The sequence below is a fragment of the Bifidobacterium kimbladii genome (genome assembly GCF_032193675.1).
GTDB lineage: Bacteria > Actinomycetota > Actinomycetes > Actinomycetales > Bifidobacteriaceae > Bombiscardovia > Bombiscardovia kimbladii.
In genome coordinates this window covers 222,267-241,300 of the sequence record NZ_JASTZZ010000001.1, presented here as the reverse complement: position 1 = coordinate 241,300, position 19,034 = coordinate 222,267, and the positions used below count along the sequence as shown (strand labels likewise).

Below are 19,034 nucleotides of genomic sequence, written 5' to 3'. Positions count from 1 at the left end.
GTTCACCCTTCCACAGTAAGCATATCGGCATGGATCCCATAGGCCCTCATGGCATTGTGCTTGAAGAAGTCCTCATCAGGGCCAAAGGTATCCAGCATCAGTTGCCAGTGTTCCTGGAGTGAGGAGTGCACGGTGACGACCGGCCAGTTGGAGGCATAGAGGATCCTGTCCGGGGGAAATGTGTCCCTGATGAAGGCGACGATGTCGCGATCGACCGGCAAGTCGCCTGATACCTTGATATAACAGTGCGGCAGGGCCGCCATGGCCTCTATGGCCTTTCTGGAGGTCGACGACAAGTCGGGCATATTGCCCAGATGGTCCATGATGACAGTCAGGGAAGGAACCTGAGAGAAAGCCTGAGCCATGTCCGGCAGTTCCGCCCCCCTGTTGCATAGCTCAAAGGGCAGGCCCTTATCAGCCATGGCGCGGAGCCCAGCGATGAAGGAGGGTTCCATGCAACGGCCGCGAGGGGCAGAGTCAGTATGCAGCGGCTCTCTGATGCCCGTAGCGTTGATGGGCACTCTCATATAGGGCCCTACCTGGGCTCGGAGCATTCGGGCAAGGATTTTGGGGTCATTGTTCTCATAGACCAAGCGGTCTTCTAATAGGGGGTCGTCCGAGTCTACTTCCACATAGACTCCGCCCAGAAATTCCGCTCCCAGCTGCTCGTACTCGTTTTCCAGCTCATGAAGGGGAAAGCTCCGGTTCAGTGAGGGCATTCCGTCCAGCCACGGCAGATGCTGCCGTTCGAGATCCCACATATGGAAGTGAGCATCGATGACCTGTAGTTGTCGTGTCATGTCAGGCCCCCTGCTTAAGACCTATGCGGCACCCGCGGAAGGCATACCAGGCGATGTAGAGGAATCCGGGCACGGTCACCAGCATGGCGATTTCGATGCCCATGGCATCCTGGATGGCACCCAGCAGCAGCGGGATCAGGGCCGCTCCGACGATGCTCATGACCAGCGCCGAAGAGCCGGTCTTGGCATCGTTGCCCCTGATGCCCTTGAGCGTCAGCGAGAAGATCGTGGGGTAGCCGATCGATATGAACAGATAAGCGATCAGGAAGCAGATGACCGAGAATCGTCCCAGACCTAGGAATACCAGAACCATCAGCACGGCTGTGATGCACATGTAGACGCCCAGTATCTTGCCGGCATCGAATTTGGTCATTAACGGAGTGGTCAGGAACCGGCCAAGGGTGAACAGCAGCGACAGCAATGCCAACAGTGTGGCAGCCAGACCGGCGGTGATGCCGGCGCCCCAATGTTTGAGAGCATAAGCGGAGAACATGGCCATGCCCGCCACCTGCAAGCCGATAAAGATGAACTCGGCTATCACGCCCAGTACGAAGTAAGGGCGTTTCAGCAGGCTTGAGGTGCCGGAACCGGTGCCAGTTTTCCCTTCCTGCTCGTCATCGCCGGGTGGTGTTGGAAGTTTGAAGACGATGAAGACAGCCAACACCAGCAGCAGGACGATGCCGATGACGATATAGATCATCCTGGTATCAGACAGGAACTTGACCTTGGCTTGCTCAAAGCCTGGCTCTTTTGGGGTCAGGGTTTTGGACAGGACTCTGCCCAAAATCAGAGGCCCCACCACGTTGCCGACGCCGTTGAAGCTCTGTGCCAGATTGAGTCTGAAGGATTCGCCTTTTTCGTCGCCCAGTTTGGTGACATAAGGGTTGCAGTTGGTCTCCAGCGAGGAGGCTCCCAGCGCTACCACGAACATGGCGAACAGAAAGAGTCCGTAGCTGGCCATATTTGTGGCCGGCACCACGATGAATGCTCCGACTGCGAACAGTATCAGTCCGGAGATGACCCCGCCCTTGTAACCGAAGCGCTTGGAGATGATTCCGGCTGGGATGGCCATGACGAAGTAGGCTCCGTAGTAGGCCACCTGCAGCAGTGATGCCTGGGTGCTGTTCAGCTCCATGTAGTTGCTGAACGGACTGTTGAGGGCGTTGACCAGGTTCATGGTCAATCCCCAAATGAAGAAGAGTCCGATGACCAGGGTTATGGCGACAGTGGCCTTGGACCCGCCCTTGTTTCGCGTATTTGTATTTTCCATGTCAGAGCTCAATTCAGTGCCCGGTCCAGGTGGACGTATCCGCCATCAACGAACACCCATTGGCCGGTGGTGTGTGATGCGCGATCAGAGAGCAGGAAGGTGGCGGTGTTCCCGATCTCCTCGGGTGTGGTCATGCGATGCTCCAGAGGAATCTTGTCTGTGATGACCGACAGGCGTGCCTGCTGGGCCTTTTCATCGCCAAAGGTCTTGATCCAGTCGGCATAGAGCGGGGTCCAGCATTCCGAAACCACGATGGCATTCACTCGTACGTCATCATGGACCAAGGCCGCAGCCCATTCCCTGGTCAGGCCCAGAACCCCGCCCTTGGCTGCTGCATAGGCGCTGGTCTTGCCCTGACCGGTCACAGCGGTTTTGGAGGTGATGTTGATGACTGATCCGTGGCTTTCCTTGAGGTAGGCACAAGAGGCGTGCATGAGTTCGTAGTAGTGGGTGAGGTTGCCGTGTACGGAACGCTCGAACTCGCGCCAGTCAGTGGTTTCCAAAGCCTTGTTGTCGTTGACTCCAGCGTTGTTGACTATGCCATCGATATGGCCGAATTCCTTGTGTACCTGCTCCACAATGGGGGCTATGCCGTCGGTGTCATTCAGATCCAAAATGAAGGTCCGGTAGGTATCGGTATAGGCCTCGATGTCTTTGCAGAACTGGTCCCTGGCTGACTCGTCACGGTCTATGACTGCGGTTATGGCACCCTCCTGGGCCAGTTGTAGAGTGATGCCCCTGCCGATGCCCTTGAAGCCGCCGGTGATGATGAATACCTTGTTCTTGAGATGCAGATCCATGAGAACTCCTTTGTCTATATGGATGGATGATTTGTTGGAGGTCCAGTGATTGGACCGGATTTTGATTGAGGTGGGCCGCTCTCACTCCTGGTGCAGGTAGCGCTGTGCGGTTTCCACGGTCATTTCGGCTCCATTGCCAGGAGCGGTCGGTGCCTGATACATGCCTTGGCTGATACGCACGGGGTTCACGAAATATTCGTGCTGGTTGTCTACGTATTCGATCATTCGGCCTTGTGTGGTGCAGGAGACGGCTGCGTAGTCGAACATGGCGAAGTGGCAGACCATCTCGCACAATCCGACCCCGCCGGCGTGGGGGCAGACTATCTTGTGGAACTTGCGAGCCAGCAGGTATTCCAGAACTATCTCCTGGGGGCCTGCCACTCTGGTGGCGTCGATCTGCATGATGCCGAAGGCGTTGGCCTGCAGGAACTGCTTGAACATGATGCGGTTCTGCATCTGTTCGCCGGTTGCCACGGGGATGGGATTGATGGCCCTGGCAATGGTTGCGTGGCCGATGATGTCGTCGGGGCTGGTGGGCTCTTCGACCCATGCCAGGTCGAAGTCATGGAAATGGTTGATCCAATCAATGGCTTGCGGGACATCCCAGACCTGATTAGCGTCGACGGCCAGGCGGACGTCGGGACCGATGGCATCCCTGGCCAGTCCCAGGCGGCGTATGTCATCATCGAGGTTCTGGCCTACCTTGAGCTTGATCTGCTTAAAGCCCTTCTCCTGCGTCTCCCGTTTGGCGATCTCCACCATTTTTTCGTCGCTATAGCCAAGCCAGCCTGGTGCTGTCGAATAACCGGGGTACCCGTGCTGGCGAATGTCCTCGATGCGCTCCTGCTTGCCGGATTGCCCATCCTTGAGGATGTCTATGGCCTCCTCGGGGCGCAGGGCATCGGAGAGGTATCTAAAGTCCAATGTGCTGACAAGATCCTCAGGATCCATTTCAGCCAGCAGCAACCACAAGGGTTTTCTTGCCCTTTTGGCTTTCATGTCCCAAAGAGCACTCAGCAGTGCGCCGATGGCCATGTGCTCGACTCCCTTTTCGGGTCCCAGCCAGCGCAGCTGTGAGTCATGGACCAATAGGTCCCAGGCCAGGCCCATGCTGTCCAGCAGACGTTCAACTTCCAGGCCACGCAGAGTCTCTCCTATGGAATCTATGGCTCTGCAAACAACATCGTTGCCTCGTCCGATGGTGAAGACCAGACCACAACCTTTGATGCCGTCGTCAGCCGAGGTGTGTATTTCCACATAGGCGGCTGAATAGTCGGGGTCCTTGTTCATGGCATCCGACCCTGAGAGGGTCAGAGAAGTGGGAAAACGAAAGTCATACGTTTTCACCGCAGTGATAGTACTCATCGTGGCTCCTTTGCCAATCTTGTGAACGTATACCCTACTATAGGCGTAGAAATAGAAATTTGAAAATCAGAAATGTAAAAATTCTAATTTCGACATGGATGCTTTCGCTGCTTCCTTGGTTACGATTGGTGGGTAATGGAAAGGACGCACATGGCCAGACAGGAACCAGGCAATCCGCGTGTTGGCGCCATAGCCGAGCAGCTCGGCATCTCTGCTTCGACCGTCTCCAAGGTGATCAACGGTCGACCGGGCGTGGCGGCAAAAACCCGTCGAAGGGTCGAAAAAGCTTTAGCAGACGAGGGCTATGCGCATCCGCTTGTCAGCACGAAGATTGCTCAGACTATTGAGCTGGTTGTGGATTATATTGCCAACAATGGCACTATCGAGATGATACGTTATGCCTCAAAGTGGGCTTTGGATGCCGGTCTGGCTCTGACGGTGACACAGACCGATCACCAGCGGCGTGCCGAGGAATGCCTGAGGGGGATCATTGATCGCAACCCGCTGGGGGTGATCACCCAGATGTCCTCCATAGACCAGGAGGGCAAGAATGTGCTCAAGGCAAGGGGCATTCCCCTGGTGGCGGTCGATCCGGTGGACTTGGTAAGCGATGAGGACATGAGCATAACGCTAGACAATTGGACTGGAGGATACCAAGCGGCCAAATGCCTTCTTGACGCCGGGCACCGGTGCATTGGCGTCATCGCTGGACCGGCGAATGTGCAATCCGCGCAAGCCAGACTGGCTGGATACCGAGCAGCATTGGCAGCCATTGGTGCCACCCTGCCGTCAAACATGGTTCAGCAGGGAGATTATTTGCCTGACAGAGGGTACCAAGCCGCCTGTGATCTGCTGGACCGCGATCATCGTCCGAGTGCGATTCTGGCCTGCAACGACTTGACAGCCGTCAATATCTACAGAGCGGCTCGCGAACGTGGGCTGGAGCCCGGGCAGGACCTGTCTGTGGTCGGATTCGACAACGTATATCCATCCTCTTATCTGATGCCCGCCCTTACCACGGTGGACCAGCCATTTGATTTGATGGCCAGGATGGCGGTGGGAATGATCCTCGATGCGCGTCAGGGCAAGGAGTTCCAGCGGCATGTGGTCATGCCAACCCGTCTGGTCAGCCGGCACAGCGTGGTCAACCTGACCCGTGCTCGTCGTTTGCGCTCTGAAGATCGGGTTCAGGAGAGTGCACAATAGCCCAGACTATTCCCCGATTCGCTCAATGCGTACTCACTTTGCGACGGCTTCCTGATGGATACACTCGTACTTCGGCAATCGCGGGGGCGGGTCTCGTCCCTGCCGCACCGGTCGAGAAAGAGGTAGCCACAGTGAGCAGGTACGCGATGGAGACTGCACGTTGGATCCGTCATGCCACCATGGACGACTTTGAGGCGATCATGCCTGTCTACGCCTACGCCAGAAAGCGGATGGCCGAGACTGGCAACCCCCGTCAGTGGGGGGACAAGTACCCCCTGCCCGAACGCATCCGCGAGGACATCGCCGGGGGCCACACCATGCTCTTGGTTGACGATGCGGCTGGCATGGATCAGATTCCTGACGATCCTGCCTACCCTGAACCTGAGTTGGACGAGCACAAGGGCAGCCACGAGCGCATCATCGGCGTTTTCGCCCTCTTCCATGACCCGGAACCTGATTATCGAGTCATCGATGGCAGCTGGCTGGATGACCGCCCTTATACCACTATCCATCGGGTGGCCGCTTCCGGCCTGGGACGTCACGCGGCCGGGGATCTGCTTGACTGGAGCATGCGCCGGTACGAGAACATCCGCGCCGATACGGGACTGAAGAATTATGCCATGCAGCACATCCTGGAGACCCACGGTTTCACCCGATGCGGCAACATCATCATGCCTGAGAACAAGGAGATCGAGAACGTGCGGGTGGCCTACCAGCGGCACGATCGGCCCCTTGACCTGGCTGAGCGCGAAAGGGCCGCCAGGCGCTTGGTTGCCGTCTGAGGGCGGAGGCCGACCGTCGCAGCGCCGTCGCACAATGGAGCCATGACATTGAGCGCAGCACCGGCATGGCGGTTCTCCGGGCCCGAGGGCCAGCGGCATTACAAGCAGGCTCTTCGGGCCTATCCTGGACAGATCATCGTGGACTTGCGGACCCTGAAGGCCAATATGGCCACTCTGGTGAAGCTGGTTCATTCCACAAACCCTGGTGCTGCAGTCATGGGTGTGGTCAAGGCCGATGCCTACGGCCACGGGCTCATCCCCGCCGCCCTAGCGGCACTGGCGGGCGGGGCAACTTGGCTGGGAACGGCCCAGTCCAGCGAGGCCCTGCGTCTGCGTCGTGCAGGCATCGGCCCCGACCGTTGCCGGATTCTGTCCTGGATGTTCAATGGGGGCCGCGCCCCCTTTGATCAGTTGATCCAGGCTGACATCGATCTGGGCATCGGTTCCCTAAAGACCATGGACATGGCAGCCCAGGCGGCAGATCGGGCCGGCAGACCTGCAAGCGTCCATATCAAGGTGGACACCGGCTTTGGACGCAACGGCTTCACCCCTGAAGCCTTCGGGGATGCCCTGCACGAGCTCTCCAGTCTGGCCGCCAAGGGGCTGTTGGAGCCTGTGGGGCTTTTCAGCCATCTGGCAGTGGCCGACATGCCTGGCGTGGACGAGTTTGTGTCGTCCACTGACGAGCAAATCGCCCTCTTCGAAGAGTTCTCTGACAGGATGACGGCCGCTGGCATGAAACCTGAAATCCGGCATCTGGCCAACACTGCCGCCACGCTAACCCGTCCTGGGATACGTTACGATCTGACCCGTCCGGGCATCGGCCTGTACGGATACGAGCCTGATCCCTCCATGGGGGTTTCGGCCGATTACGGTCTGCGTCCGGCCATGACCCTCCAGGCCCAGCTAGGCACTGTCAAGGATATGCCGGCCGGTCATGGCATCTCCTACGGGCGCACTTATTTGACGGAGAAGCCCACCAGCACGGCCATCATGCCCCTGGGCTACGCCGACGGGATCCATCGGTCTGCCTCGGGCTTTGACCGCCAGGGCGCCATGGGCCGGGAGCACCGGGGCGGACCCGTCCGTCTGATGACTCGTCAAGGGCCCAAGTTGGTTCGCGTCGCTGGCAGGGTCTGTATGGACCAGTGCGTGCTTGACCTCAAGGGCATGGCTTCCGATTTGGGAGTGAGCGAGGGCGATACCGTTGTTCTCTTCGGTCCAGGCAGCGGAGAGGATCAGGCCGAGCCAACCGCTGACGACTGGGCCCGGGCCGCCGACACCATCAGCTATGAGATCTTCACCTGCCTGCGCAGCCGGATTCCACGGCTCTACTTGGGCGTGCACGAGGTGATCGACCCTGCCGACCTGCATCTGATGGCCGCTGAATCCATTCTTTGAGACCACTATCACAGGTAGAACCTGGGCTTGGGGCCTTGTCAAGGGGCAATATAAGTGGTGAGATGAGGTTATGACTACATATACAGGAAATGAACCCAGCAATATCTCATACACAGCCGTAGCTGACATCACCGGAGGCCGCGAGGGCCATGCGGATAGCCACGAGCCCGATCTCTCCCTGGACCTGGATACACCCAAGGCCATGGGGGGCAAGGGCCAGGGCACCAACCCCGAGCAGCTCTTCGCCATCGGTTGGGGAGCCTGCTTCCAGGGAGCTATGGGACTGGCCGGCAAGGAGTTGCGTGTGCCAGCCACCAAGTTGGCCCAGAGCAAGGTGCGCACTCATATCTCCCTTGGCGACCAGGGCGAGTCCTTCGGCATCAAGGCTCTAATTGAGGTCTGCCTGCCCGGCGTCGATCGTGATCTGGCCACCCGCCTGGTGGAACGCACCCAGGAGCTCTGCCCCTATTCCAAGGCAACGGCGGGCAATGTGCCCACTGAAGTGGTGGTCGTGGACAATCTGGACTGAACGGAGTGGGCGCGCCTGATGGGCACTGACGAGGAGGGCGGATCCCGCCTGCTGGCCGAGGGCTACTCCGCTCAGGATCAGGAACGGTGGGCGCCAGAGCCTCCAAAGACCAGCAGCAGGACCGCCTTTGAACGTGATAGGGCGCGTCTTGTTCATTCTTCAGCCTTGCGTCGGTTGGGGGCCAAGACGCAGATCCTGGTCGCCGGCACCGACGACTTTGCTCGTACGCGGCTGACTCACACCCTGGAGGTGGCCCAGATTGGACGGCAGATCGGGACCATGCTGGGCTGCGACCCCGACGTGGTGGATTGTGCCTGCTTGGCCCATGACCTGGGCCATCCGCCCTTCGGCCACAACGGCGAACGCGCCCTGTCTTCGCTGGCCTCCGACATAGGGGGATTCGAGGGTAATGCACAGACCCTTCGATTGCTGACCAGGCTGGAGCCCAAGGTCTTCCATCCGGACGGACGCTCGGCAGGGGTCAACCTGACCAGGGCTGCCTTGGATGCTGCGGTCAAATATCCCTGGACCCTGGCCGAGGCCTCGGCTCATCCCAAGGGGGAGAGGACGGCCAAGTTCTGCGTCTACCCTGACGACCAAGAGGTCTTCCATTGGCTTAAGCAAGGGGCGCCGCCGGCCAGCACGCCTATGGAGTGCCAGGTCATGGATCTGGCTGACGACATCGCCTACAGCGTCCATGACGTAGAGGATGCCATCGTGGTCGGCTCCTTCGTGCCTGAGCGGCTGGCTGAGCCCAGGATCATTGATGGTGTGGTCCGGGCCGCCCGATCCTGGTACGGCGACCGATGGGATGCCGACCAGCTGGTCCGAGCCTTGGAGGCCGTCCGCAGCATGCTGCCCACGGGCTTTGACGGTTCACGCCGGGCCCTGGCTACGTTGAAGAACACCACCAGCTATCTGATCGGTCGCTTTGCTGACTCTGTGGAGGCGGCCACGCGAAGCCGCCATGGCCAAGGCCCCTTGACCAGGTACTCGGCGGGGCTGGTCATTCCTCCCCGGACCTCCTATGAGATTGTGGCCTTGAAGGGGATTGCTGTCTACTTCGTCATGGCTCCCCGTGAGAAGGAGCCCTTCCATGCAGAGCAGCTGAAAATCGTGACCGACCTGGTTGAGGTGATGATGGCCGACTCGCCAGCACCTTCGGATGCTCTGGAGGATGTCTTCCTGGAGGATTGGCGCCATGCGGGTTCAGACGGGGAACGCCTGAGGGTGGCCATCGACCAGGTGGCCTCTCTGACCGACGGCTCCGCGCTGGCCCTGCATTCCCTGGTCTGCCCCTAGGCCTGCGGCATTTATGCCGGGCGCAACACATCGGCCTGGCCCGGTAGGCTGGGTGTCATGTCCGGAATGATCAAGAAGGAAGACATCGAGAAGGTCAGAGCCAAGGCCGATCTGTATGAGATCGTTTCTGAAAGCGTGACTCTGAAGCCTTCAGGTTCCGGCACCTACATGGGTCTGTGCCCCTTTCACGATGAGAAGTCCCCGTCCTTTTCGGTGCGTCCCTCCATGGGGGTCTGGCACTGCTTCGGCTGCGGCCTGGGCGGCGATGTCTTCACCTATGTCGAGCAGGAGGAGAACGTCGAGTTCGGTGATGCCGTCGAGATTCTGGCAGACAAGTACCAGATTGAGCTGCATTACGAAAACTCCCGCCAGGACAAGCGCCGGGGGTCCAAACGTTCCCGGTTGCTGGAGGCCAACGAGGAGGCCCAGCGTTTCTTCGTCTCGCAGATCATGAGCAAGGAGGCGCTGGCGGCGCGCAAGCTCTTGGCGGGCAGAACCTTCTCCCAGGCAGACAGCGCGCATTTCGGCTGCGGATATGCTCCACGCGGGTGGGACAATCTGGTTCGTCACCTATCCACCAAGGGTTTCACTCAGCAGGAGATGCTGGATGCCGGGCTTGCCAGGAAGGGGCAGCGGGGGGTCTACGACTACTTCCGGGGCAGGGTCACCTGGCCTATCAGGGATTCCACGGGCCGCACCCTCGGCTTCGGCGCTCGCAAGCTTTACGAGGACGATGGCATCAACGCCAAGTACATCAATACTCCGGACACCCAGCTCTACCGCAAGAACCAGGTGCTCTACGGCATCGATCTGGCCAAAGACGCCATCGTCAAAAAGCGACAGGTGGTCATCGTGGAGGGCTATACCGACGTCATGGCCTGCCACCTTGCCGGTGTCGATACGGCTGTAGCCACCTGCGGCACTGCCTTCGGCGAGGATCATGCCAAGATCGTCCGCCGGCTCATCTCCGACGATGCCCTCGGCGCCATCCAGCTGGTGGGGCCGGTCCAGGGCTCCCGGGTGGTTTTCACCTTCGACGGTGATGCTGCCGGGCAGAAGGCTGCTCTGCATGCCTTCGGCCTTGACGGGAGCTTTCTGACGCAGACCTTCGTGGCAGTGGCTCGGGAGAATCTGGATCCATGTGATCTGCGCATCCGCTATGGCGATGAGGCCGTGCGTTCCCTGGTCGAGCATGCCCGGCCGCTATACGACTTCGTCATCGACACCGCCGTGGCCATGTTCGATACCCAGTACACCACCGGGCAGATGGGGGCGGTCAAGGCCGTAGCACCAATCCTGGCCCAGATCAGAGATCGCTCCCTGGTGGGAGCCTACACTCGCAAGACTGCCAGAAAAATTGGCGTGGAACTGGATCTGCTGCGCCAGGAGGTCAACAGTGCCCGTCGCAAGCTGCATGTGAAGGACCAGGATGCCTATGCGGTCCGCGCTCCTCACCGCGGTGCGGGTGAATCAGAGGGTCGTGCGGGCCAGGGCAGTGACGATGCCATGCGACGCCGCAGAATACAGCGTGAGGATGCCCTTCGACAGGGCTACCACCACATCGATGATGCTGTCTTCATCTGTGAGCAGCAGTTCATGGGTGTGCTCATCCAGATTCCCAGAGCTGTCGGATCGAATGCCTTCGCCCAGCTGAGTCCGGACAGTTTCGAGGTTCCGATTTTCCGCTCCCTCTACCGGGCGGTGCAGGCCGCCGGAGGGCTGCCTGACAGGAAGACGCCCCAGGGGCTGTGGATGCATAATCTGACCAAGGCTGGCGGGCCCATGCTGGAGTCGGCCATCAATGAGCTGGCCGTCATGCCCCTGCCGCTGAATTTGGATAAGCAGGAGGATAAGCAGAGGGGCTCAGGACCCGGCTCCAAGAAAGGCGACAAGGGGGACGATCAGAGCACAGGCTCCGAGGGCGCGGATGTTCAGCTGAAGCAGCCTAGCCCGGAGGAGCGTCAGTATGCCTCAGAGCTGCTGGCAAGGCTGCTGGATGCCACCTACATGCGGCTGATTGCCTCGGTCAAGCACCAGATGAATCAGTTGCCTGACGGCCAGGAGAAGTTCGACCTTCTCGGCCAGCTCACTCAATACGAGACCCAGCGCAACGAATTGCGCAACCAGGTCTTCGGCAACGCCGAGTGAACTGCTGGTTAGATCAGTTGGCCCTCCCTGTTCTTGTTGGCGTTTTGACTGCCGACAAGCCCTGCCGATAGGGTGAATGCATGAACATGGAGCATCTAAAGGAAGCAAGTCCTGCCGAGTCAGCTGACAAAGCCCGGTCTGTTGAGGGCCGTCGACCGCTTGCCGTCTTCTGGGACATGGACGGAACCCTGATCGATTCAGAGCCCTACTGGCATCAGGCTGAGGTAGATCTAGCGCACAAGCATGGAGGAGACTGGAATACTGACATGGGTTGGCAGGTTTCCGGCAGGCCTCTGCCCAAAGTGGCAAGGGTGATGCGCGAGCGGGGTCTTGACCTTCCAGAGGATCAGATTCCGGATCTGCTGATTGACGGGGTGATTGCCATGGAGGAGCGTCACATGCCATGGATTGAAGGAGTCCGTGACGTCTTGGCAGACCTAGTTGAGGCTGGCATCCCCTCCATTCTGGTCACTACTTCGCCACGCCGCATGGCTCAGGCTGTGGTCGCCAAGGCTCCTGACGGGGCTTTTGCCGACTATGTGTGTGGGGATGACGGACTGGCGCAAAAGCCCGACCCCGCTCCTTATCTGCATGCGGCGGGTCTGCTGGGCATCACAAGTCCTGATCAAATGGTCTCTTGCTTGGCTTTCGAAGACACCCTGACTGGCATCACTTCTGCTGTGGCATCGGGAGCCACCACTGTGGCCTATACCGGCACCAACCCGGTCGACACCTCTTCGGGTCCTCAGTTCGCTTCCATGAATAGCTATGCTGGAGTCACCTTGGATGATCTGTCAGCACTGATCGCCAAGCGGCTCGAACGATCGGGGTCACCGGCTGCGCAGACCTGCTGAATCAAGCTGTCTACTGCAGGGGGCGATATTTTCGGCTGGAGCCGCGCGAAGTAGCCACCGGATACCTGTCGGCCGTCCTGTGCAGTTTGTCCATGATGATTCGATCCATGTCCAGATCCAGCCGATCCGCCAGCTGGATGCAATAGGTGAGCACGTCAGCCAGTTCGTCGGCCACATGGCCTTCATCTGCGTCCCTGGGATCATCCCCCCACTGATAGCATTCCAAGAGCTCGGCAGCTTCGATGCAGATTGATTTGGCCAGGTTGGCTGGCGTGTGGAATTGATCCCAGTCGCGCTCGTGTACAAAATTCATTACTGCTCTGTCGGTTTCCTTGCTGATCATGATTTCGAGCCTATCAGTCGGCCCTCCTGCATTCAGATTGGTGTGGGTTCGTGGCATAGTGAAAACCATGGATTCATCTAGCGCGCCGCAGCCTGTGGTGATGACGCTGCCCTATGGCGATTTCAGCGATGAGGATTTTTCCAAGGCTATTGCAGAGTACAAGCAGACGAAAGTTGTTGGCAGTCAGGGCAGTAAGGTGGAGGGGAGGCTGCTTGAGGAGCTGTTCCTACGCTATCCCACCGTGTATATCGTCTCTGCCGACGAAAGGGACAGCAGCAAAAAGCATGGCGGTGAGCCTCCTTATGTGGTTTACGTCGGTGAAACCAACGATATCCGTTCTCGAACCAGGCAGCATATTGAGCTGGACCCACGAACCCGGACGGATTGGGAACGCCTGGTGCGATTCATGCGCAATCATCAGGACAGGGTTTGTCAATACATTATCGGCGATCGCCACTTCAATAAGTCCTTGACCTTGGATATGGAAAATCGGCTGATGGGGTATATGCAGAGCGTTGACGCGGTAAAACTGGTTATGAACCGTAGAACCAACGCTCAGGACATGTACTACACCAGCGATGAATTCGACAGCATCTTTTCCAAGGCTTGGCAGACTCTGCATGAAATGGAGCCCGATCTGTTCCCGGAAGAGAAGGCGATCTTGGACTCTGCCCTGTTCAAGGCCTCGCCCTTCCGCAAACTCACCGACGAACAACGGCGGGCTGAAGAGGCTGTTCTGCATGTGTTGGAGTCAGTGATCATTCAAAACCCCAGCGAGGGTTTCCACTCTATGACAGAATCGATAGGCCCGGTTCAGATCAACAATAAAGCCCATACCCAGGTCATTGTCGTTCAGGGTATGTCAGGCACTGGCAAGACCGTTTTGCTCAGTCATCTCTTCTATCAAATATGTGCTAGATATGGCATCTATGGAAACTTGAACGACAAGGACGATAACCATTCGTCAAAGGCCAGGCAGCGTTCCTACATTATTGTCAACCAGACCGAGCAGGCTAATGTCTACAACCAGATGGCACTGAAGCTGGGATTGCAGAAGAAACGCGGTCAGTGTGTGGTTGGGGCTGTCCAGTTCATCAACCGGTTCAGCAAGCACACCAATCGAAATGGCCGGTCCACAGGCAGGGCAGCTGACCCCATGAATAGCGTCGATGCCAAGGCAGATGTCGTGCTGATTGACGAGGCGCACCTGCTGCTGACGCAAGGGTCGCAGAGCTACTCCGGAAGCAACCAGCTCTACGACATACTACGGCGGGCAAAAGTAGCCATCGTGGTCTTCGATCCCGAACAAGTCTTGCGTGGGTCTCAGTTCGTGGATGCCCAGGAAAGTCGGCTTCTGGGATTGACTGGTTCTGAGCATGATAAGACCTTCTCGCAACCTATGCTCATCCACGAAAAGTCACGGGACGGTCAGGCGCACGAGGATACCTTCCAGGTCAGTCATGTTCGTTTGGATCAACAGATGCGTATTCAGGCTGACCCTGCAACCTGCGCCTGGCTGGATCGGATGACAGCCAAAGATGGTGTCATTGAACCACTGCATCCGGATCCTTGGGAGCATCCTTATGAGATTAAGGTTTTTGATTCGCCCAAGGATTTAAGGGAGTTTATTCGTTATAAAGACAGGGAGCAAAGGGGAGAGGGCTCCTTGGGCCTTTGCCGACTCCTGGCCACCTATGACTGGCCTTACAGCAGCAAGAAACACCCGGATCCACTGGATTCATCCCGTCATTGGCAGGTTGTACTGCGCCAAGGGGATTCAGGCCAGTGGGTGTGGGCCAAACAGGGTCAGGAAGGGGATGGTGAATTCGCCATGCCTTGGAATTACGAGCTATATGAGGCCCAGGGAAACTCTGCTGCAAATCACCGGATTGCCTGGGCCGAGCTGCCCTTCACCATCGATGAGGTGGGCTCCATATTCACCATCCAAGGTTTTGACCTCAACTACGCGGGGGTCATCATTGGACCATCAGTCACTTATAGGAATGGAAAGATCAAATTCGAACCGAAGTTCAGTTGCAACACACTGGCGACTAATCATCGGTCGGAGCCAGAGATGAATCCTGTGGATAACCTTCGTCATGAGTTCAATGTGTTGCTCAAACGAGGGGTGCACGGATTGGGGCTATTCGCAGTCGATCCCGAGCTTCGGAATCGACTGGCCTGGGCAGTGGGTGGGTTCGCTCGCGTCCAGGACTGACCAGCTTAACGCGCCTACAAGGATTGAATGCCAATCAGGGGTATCATGTCCTGGGCCATGATCCATGGCCCAGGACATATTCATGAGAAAGGCGCAGGCGAGTATATGACGACGCGCAAGATCATCCTGGACTGCGATCCAGGTCATGACGATGCGGTGGCTATCCTTCTGGCAGTAGGCGATCCGCGGATCGACCTGATCGGAGTGACTACGGTTGGCGGCAACCAGAGTCTGGACAAGGTTACCTACAACGCGAGGGCTGTGCTGGAAAAGGCTCATGCGCGCCAGGTGCCGGTCCATGCCGGATGTGATAGGCCCTTGGTGCGTCCTCAGGAAGTAGCCGCCTCCATCCATGGCCAGACGGGTCTGGACGGGGTCGAGCTCCCCGAGCCTACCCGGCCCCTGGATCCTGGCCATGCTGTCGATTGGATCATCGAGACCATCATGCGCGAGGAGCCGGGCACGGTGACTCTGGTTCCCACTGGACCCTTGACCAACATCGCTATGGCCGTTCGCAAGGAACCCCGCATTGTCGATCGCGTTCAAGAGGTTGTGCTCATGGGTGGCGGCTACCATGTGGGCAACTGGAGCGCCGTCGCTGAATTCAACATCAAGGTGGATCCCGAGGCCGCACATATCGTCTTCAACGAGCCCTGGCCGGTCACCATGGTGGGGCTGGATCTGACTCATCAGGCCCTGTGCACCCCGGAGGTCCAGCAGCGCATTGAGGGCATCGGCACCGATCTGGCTCATTTCGTCAGCGGGTTGATGGACTTCTTCCGCAAGTCCTACCAGGACAACCAGGACTTCGTGGATCCGCCTGTGCATGATCCCTGCACTGTGGCCTATCTGATCGATCCGTCCATTGTGAGCACCCGTCGTTGCCCGGTTGATGTGGAGCTGCGCGGGGACCTGACCTGCGGGATGACCGTGGCCGATCTGCGTGGCCCTGAGCCCTCTGCTGAGGACTGCCACACCCAAGTGGCTGTCAAGCTGGACTTCCAGGGATTCTGGGACCTGGTGGTCAAGGCCATCGCCACGATTGGATGAAATCAATGAAGACTTCGAACACAGACGCATCAAAGACAGGCAAGCCAGTTACTACGACCGCTGACGGCTCTGGTGCTTCTATCGTTGCCTTGATGACGGCCCTCATGGCTGCTGTCTTCGCCTTCCAGCTTAACGCCTCCATGCTCTCGCCGGCTTTGACGACCATGGGGATCGAGCTCAATACCAGCAGCTCCAGCATCGGCCTGACTCAGACGGTGTTCTTCACATCCTGTGCCGTCTTCTCCCTCTTCCTGCCTCGGCTGGGCGATTTGGCCGGCCGCAAGAAGGTGCTGCTGGGCATGCTGAGCCTGACGGCGCTGGGATGCGTGGTCTCCGCTCTGGCTCCCAATGTGACGATGCTGATGATTGGGCGCGTCATTCAAGGAGTGGCCGGTCCGGTCGTGCCCATGACCCTGATCATGCTGCATGCCGAAGTGACCGATGAGGCCCGCTATGCCAGGCTCATGGCTGTCCTCACGGCAGTCAACGGCGGCATCGGCGGTGTGGATGCCATCCTAGGCGGTTGGTTGGCCGGTACCTTCGGCTTCCGCTCGGTCTTCTGGTTCATGGTGGCCATTGCGGTGATTGCCGTACTCTTGGTGGCCCTTTTCGCTCGTGAGAGCTATGCAGATGATCGCCCCCGTATGGACTGGGCCGGCGTGGTCTTCCTCTGCATAGCCTTCCTGGCGGCCTACCTGGCTATCAATGAGGTCGAGAAGTTGGCTCAGGCGCGCTGGATCCTGGTGGTCGTCGAGATACTGGTAGCTGCGGTTTTCTTCATGATCTTCTGGAAAGTCGAAAGCACTACGTCGGCACCCATGGTCACCACCACTTACCTCAAGCAGCGGCGCACTTGGGGCCTACTGCTGACGACTCTTACCACCATGGTCGGTGTCTTCGCCATTATGAACGGGATCGTTCCGGCCCTGGCTCAGGATGGCGAGGTCGGCATCGGCTTGAAGGCCAGCATCGTCTCCTTCGCGACGCTGACCCCATATGCCCTGGTCGGTCTGGTCTTTGGCCCAGTGGCCGGGATGCTGGCCTCGCGCTTCGGCTATCTCAAGGTTCTGAGAGTCGGTCAGCTTGTCAGCGTTCTGGGACTGGTCTTTGGCATCTACGTCTGCCTTGCTCCCAGCATCTGGAGCCTGGTGGCGCTCTCCCTGATCCTGGGCGTCTCCTATGCGGGGACAGCCAACATTATGCTCAATGGGCTGGGCGTGGTTCTGTCTCCTGCGGACAACACCGGCTATCTGCCGGGACTCAACGCCGGAGCCTTCAACCTGGGCTCAGGCCTGAGCTATGCGGTCCTCTATGCATGCATGAGCGGCTTGGCGGCATCCGGCGGAGCCCGTACTGGATACATTGCGGCTATGATCGGCGGCGGCGTGCTGGTGCTGATCGCCCTGGCTCTGTCCTATCTGATTCCCGATCCGGAACGAATGAATGACAAGTAATATTCCGGTCTGATAGGGGTCCTGCGGATGTACTGATTCGCAGGACCCCTTTCCATGTCTCATAGGCATCCGACTCTATGCGTATCCGACAAGGGTCAAAAGTCGGGACAAGACAGGCCAGCAGCCAGTAGCGCCGAGTGTCCCGACCTTGGGCTTAGTGGCGGAAAATAGCGCCAGGAGAGTTCCTGTAAGCCGTGGGCGGGCGCGTAAACTAAGTGAGGAATTCGTTCGCCGGAGGTGACCATGCAACATCGGGTGATCGGACTGCTGAAGAACGAAACCGTCCTGGTCGTCGCGGCAGTCATCGCTCTCGTATCCTGCATCCTCATTCCTCCCGACCGGCAGTATATTGGCTACATCCACGTCAATACCCTTACCCAGTTGGGATCCCTCATGATGGTGGTCTGCGGATTTCAGCGCATCGGGGTCTTCCATGCCATTGGTGCCGGCCTGCTGAGTCGTGTCCGCTCGATGCGGGGCCTGGCCTTGGTGCTGGTTTCCCTGCCTTTCTTCTCCAGCATGTTCATCACGAACGATGTAGCCCTGGTCACCTTCGTGCCCTTCGCCATTGCTGTTCTCATCATGGCCGGCCTGGAAAACCATGCCCTGCTGATTGTCACTCTGATGACCCTGGGTGCCAATGTGGGCAGCATGCTGACACCCATCGGCAATGCTCACAACTTATACCTCAAGGCCCGATCCGAGATGCCTGCCGGGGAGTTCCTCCTCCTCATGGCACCTTATGCCCTGGCTGCAGCCCTGATGCTCTTCCTGTGCTGCTGGTTCGTCTTCAGGAATCAGCATTTGAATAAGTTCGAGGGCATGGATGCGCAAGAGATCCGCCGCAGCATACTGGCGCCCAGGGAGGAGGGGATACAGCCTCAGGTCAAGGAGATGCAGCAGTCCAGCGGATGGCGCATCGCCATCTATCTCCTGCTCTTTCTTGTCTGCCTGCTGGGTGTAGCCAAGCTGATCCCCCAATGGGCCATGGTCCTGGTGGTGGCGGTGACCTTCCTGATCTGCGACAGACGGGTCTTTCTGCATGTGGATTGGGGACTGCTCCTGACCTTCGTGGCATTCTTCATCTTTATAGGCAATGCCAGGCGGATCCCCCAGTTCTACAATTTGGTCAGCGGACTGGTCAATATCCATCCTTTGATTACCTCGGTCCTGTGCAGCCAGGTCATCAGCAATGTGCCCACAGCCCTGCTGGTCTCAGGTTTTTCGACAGCCTGGCGCCCGATCATTCTGGGTACCAACCTGGGCGGGCTCGGCACCCTGGTTGCTTCGATGGCCTCACTGATTTCCTACAAGGCTGTGGTCAAGCAGTATCCGGGCAAGAAAGGCGGTTACCTGAAAATCTATACCGCTTTTAATCTGCTCTTCCTCGTCGTGTTGGTTGGCATGGCCCTGCTGCTGGAGTAGACTACCCCCATCAACCAGGAATGGTGCCGCTGATATTGAGAGGGAGGCAGCAACGGTGGAACCGGACCCGTGCGCGTCTAAGCCTAA

Annotated in this window: 16 protein-coding genes; 11 read left to right on the top strand and 5 right to left on the bottom strand. The window is 58.4% G+C overall.

Going from position 1 to position 19,034, the window contains the following annotated elements; translation table 11 throughout:
* Positions 1-2 precede the first annotated feature (2 nt).
* The 4 genes from QRX41_RS00965 to QRX41_RS00950 form a co-directional block, all read right to left on the bottom strand.
* Entirely contained in the window at positions 3-800 is a 798-nt protein-coding gene (locus QRX41_RS00965) for an amidohydrolase family protein (RefSeq protein ID WP_313838147.1), read from the bottom strand.
* Position 801: 1 nt separating this feature from the next.
* Complete coding sequence (locus QRX41_RS00960; protein ID WP_198199950.1) at positions 802-2,070, bottom strand: MFS transporter; 1,269 nt, start codon at positions 2,068-2,070, stop codon at positions 802-804.
* 8 nt (positions 2,071-2,078) lie between these two features.
* The gene (locus tag QRX41_RS00955; RefSeq protein ID WP_045924701.1) at positions 2,079-2,870 is read right to left on the bottom strand and encodes an SDR family oxidoreductase; all 792 of its coding nucleotides are present in this window, start codon (positions 2,868-2,870) and stop codon (positions 2,079-2,081) included.
* 81 nt (positions 2,871-2,951) lie between these two features.
* Positions 2,952-4,235 carry an enolase C-terminal domain-like protein gene (locus tag QRX41_RS00950; protein WP_045924700.1) on the bottom strand — a complete coding sequence of 428 codons (1,284 nt, stop codon included), beginning with the start codon at positions 4,233-4,235 and terminating at the stop codon, positions 2,952-2,954.
* Positions 4,236-4,385: 150 nt separating this feature from the next.
* Between QRX41_RS00950 and QRX41_RS00945 the strand changes: the two genes are divergently transcribed.
* The 7 genes from QRX41_RS00945 to QRX41_RS00915 all read left to right on the top strand — a co-directional run bounded on the left by QRX41_RS00945 (position 4,386) and on the right by QRX41_RS00915 (position 12,457).
* Positions 4,386-5,441 (top strand): LacI family DNA-binding transcriptional regulator, encoded by a 1,056-nt coding sequence (locus QRX41_RS00945; RefSeq protein WP_313838145.1) that lies wholly within the window; start codon positions 4,386-4,388, stop codon positions 5,439-5,441.
* A 131-nt stretch (positions 5,442-5,572) separates the two neighbouring features.
* A complete protein-coding gene (locus QRX41_RS00940; protein WP_396176774.1) occupies positions 5,573-6,223 on the top strand; it encodes an N-acetyltransferase in 651 nt (216 codons plus the stop codon).
* 42 nt (positions 6,224-6,265) lie between these two features.
* Entirely contained in the window at positions 6,266-7,624 is a 1,359-nt protein-coding gene (gene alr, locus QRX41_RS00935) for an alanine racemase (RefSeq protein ID WP_313838143.1), read from the top strand.
* A 70-nt stretch (positions 7,625-7,694) separates the two neighbouring features.
* Entirely contained in the window at positions 7,695-8,153 is a 459-nt protein-coding gene (locus QRX41_RS00930; protein ID WP_024626651.1) for an Ohr family peroxiredoxin, read from the top strand.
* Positions 8,154-8,171: 18 nt separating this feature from the next.
* Positions 8,172-9,455: a deoxyguanosinetriphosphate triphosphohydrolase gene (locus QRX41_RS00925; RefSeq protein WP_313838141.1), complete on the top strand. Its 1,284-nt coding sequence runs from the start codon at positions 8,172-8,174 to the stop codon at positions 9,453-9,455.
* Between the two features lie 57 nt (positions 9,456-9,512).
* Entirely contained in the window at positions 9,513-11,603 is a 2,091-nt protein-coding gene (gene dnaG, locus QRX41_RS00920) for a DNA primase (protein ID WP_313838139.1), read from the top strand.
* An 80-nt stretch (positions 11,604-11,683) separates the two neighbouring features.
* Positions 11,684-12,457, top strand: coding sequence for an HAD family hydrolase (locus tag QRX41_RS00915; RefSeq protein WP_313838138.1), 774 nt, complete (start codon positions 11,684-11,686; stop codon positions 12,455-12,457).
* Between the two features lie 10 nt (positions 12,458-12,467).
* On the opposite strand, the gene QRX41_RS00910 is transcribed toward QRX41_RS00915, so the two are convergent.
* Complete coding sequence (locus QRX41_RS00910) at positions 12,468-12,800, bottom strand: nucleotide pyrophosphohydrolase (RefSeq protein WP_313835686.1); 333 nt, start codon at positions 12,798-12,800, stop codon at positions 12,468-12,470.
* 67 nt (positions 12,801-12,867) lie between these two features.
* Here QRX41_RS00910 and QRX41_RS00905 point away from each other — a divergent pair, with 67 nt between their 5' ends.
* The 4 genes from QRX41_RS00905 (at position 12,868) to QRX41_RS00890 (ending at position 18,947) form a co-directional block, all read left to right on the top strand.
* Positions 12,868-15,018 carry a DUF2075 domain-containing protein gene (locus QRX41_RS00905; RefSeq protein WP_313838137.1) on the top strand — a complete coding sequence of 717 codons (2,151 nt, stop codon included), beginning with the start codon at positions 12,868-12,870 and terminating at the stop codon, positions 15,016-15,018.
* A 105-nt stretch (positions 15,019-15,123) separates the two neighbouring features.
* Entirely contained in the window at positions 15,124-16,068 is a 945-nt protein-coding gene (gene uriH, locus QRX41_RS00900; RefSeq protein ID WP_313838136.1) for a uridine-preferring nucleoside hydrolase UriH, read from the top strand.
* Between the two features lie 5 nt (positions 16,069-16,073).
* The gene (gene uriT, locus QRX41_RS00895) at positions 16,074-17,522 is read left to right on the top strand and encodes a uridine transporter UriT (RefSeq protein ID WP_449495099.1); all 1,449 of its coding nucleotides are present in this window, start codon (positions 16,074-16,076) and stop codon (positions 17,520-17,522) included.
* A 243-nt stretch (positions 17,523-17,765) separates the two neighbouring features.
* Positions 17,766-18,947 (top strand): SLC13 family permease, encoded by a 1,182-nt coding sequence (locus QRX41_RS00890; RefSeq protein ID WP_313838684.1) that lies wholly within the window; start codon positions 17,766-17,768, stop codon positions 18,945-18,947.
* The last annotated feature ends 87 nt before the right edge of the window (positions 18,948-19,034 follow it).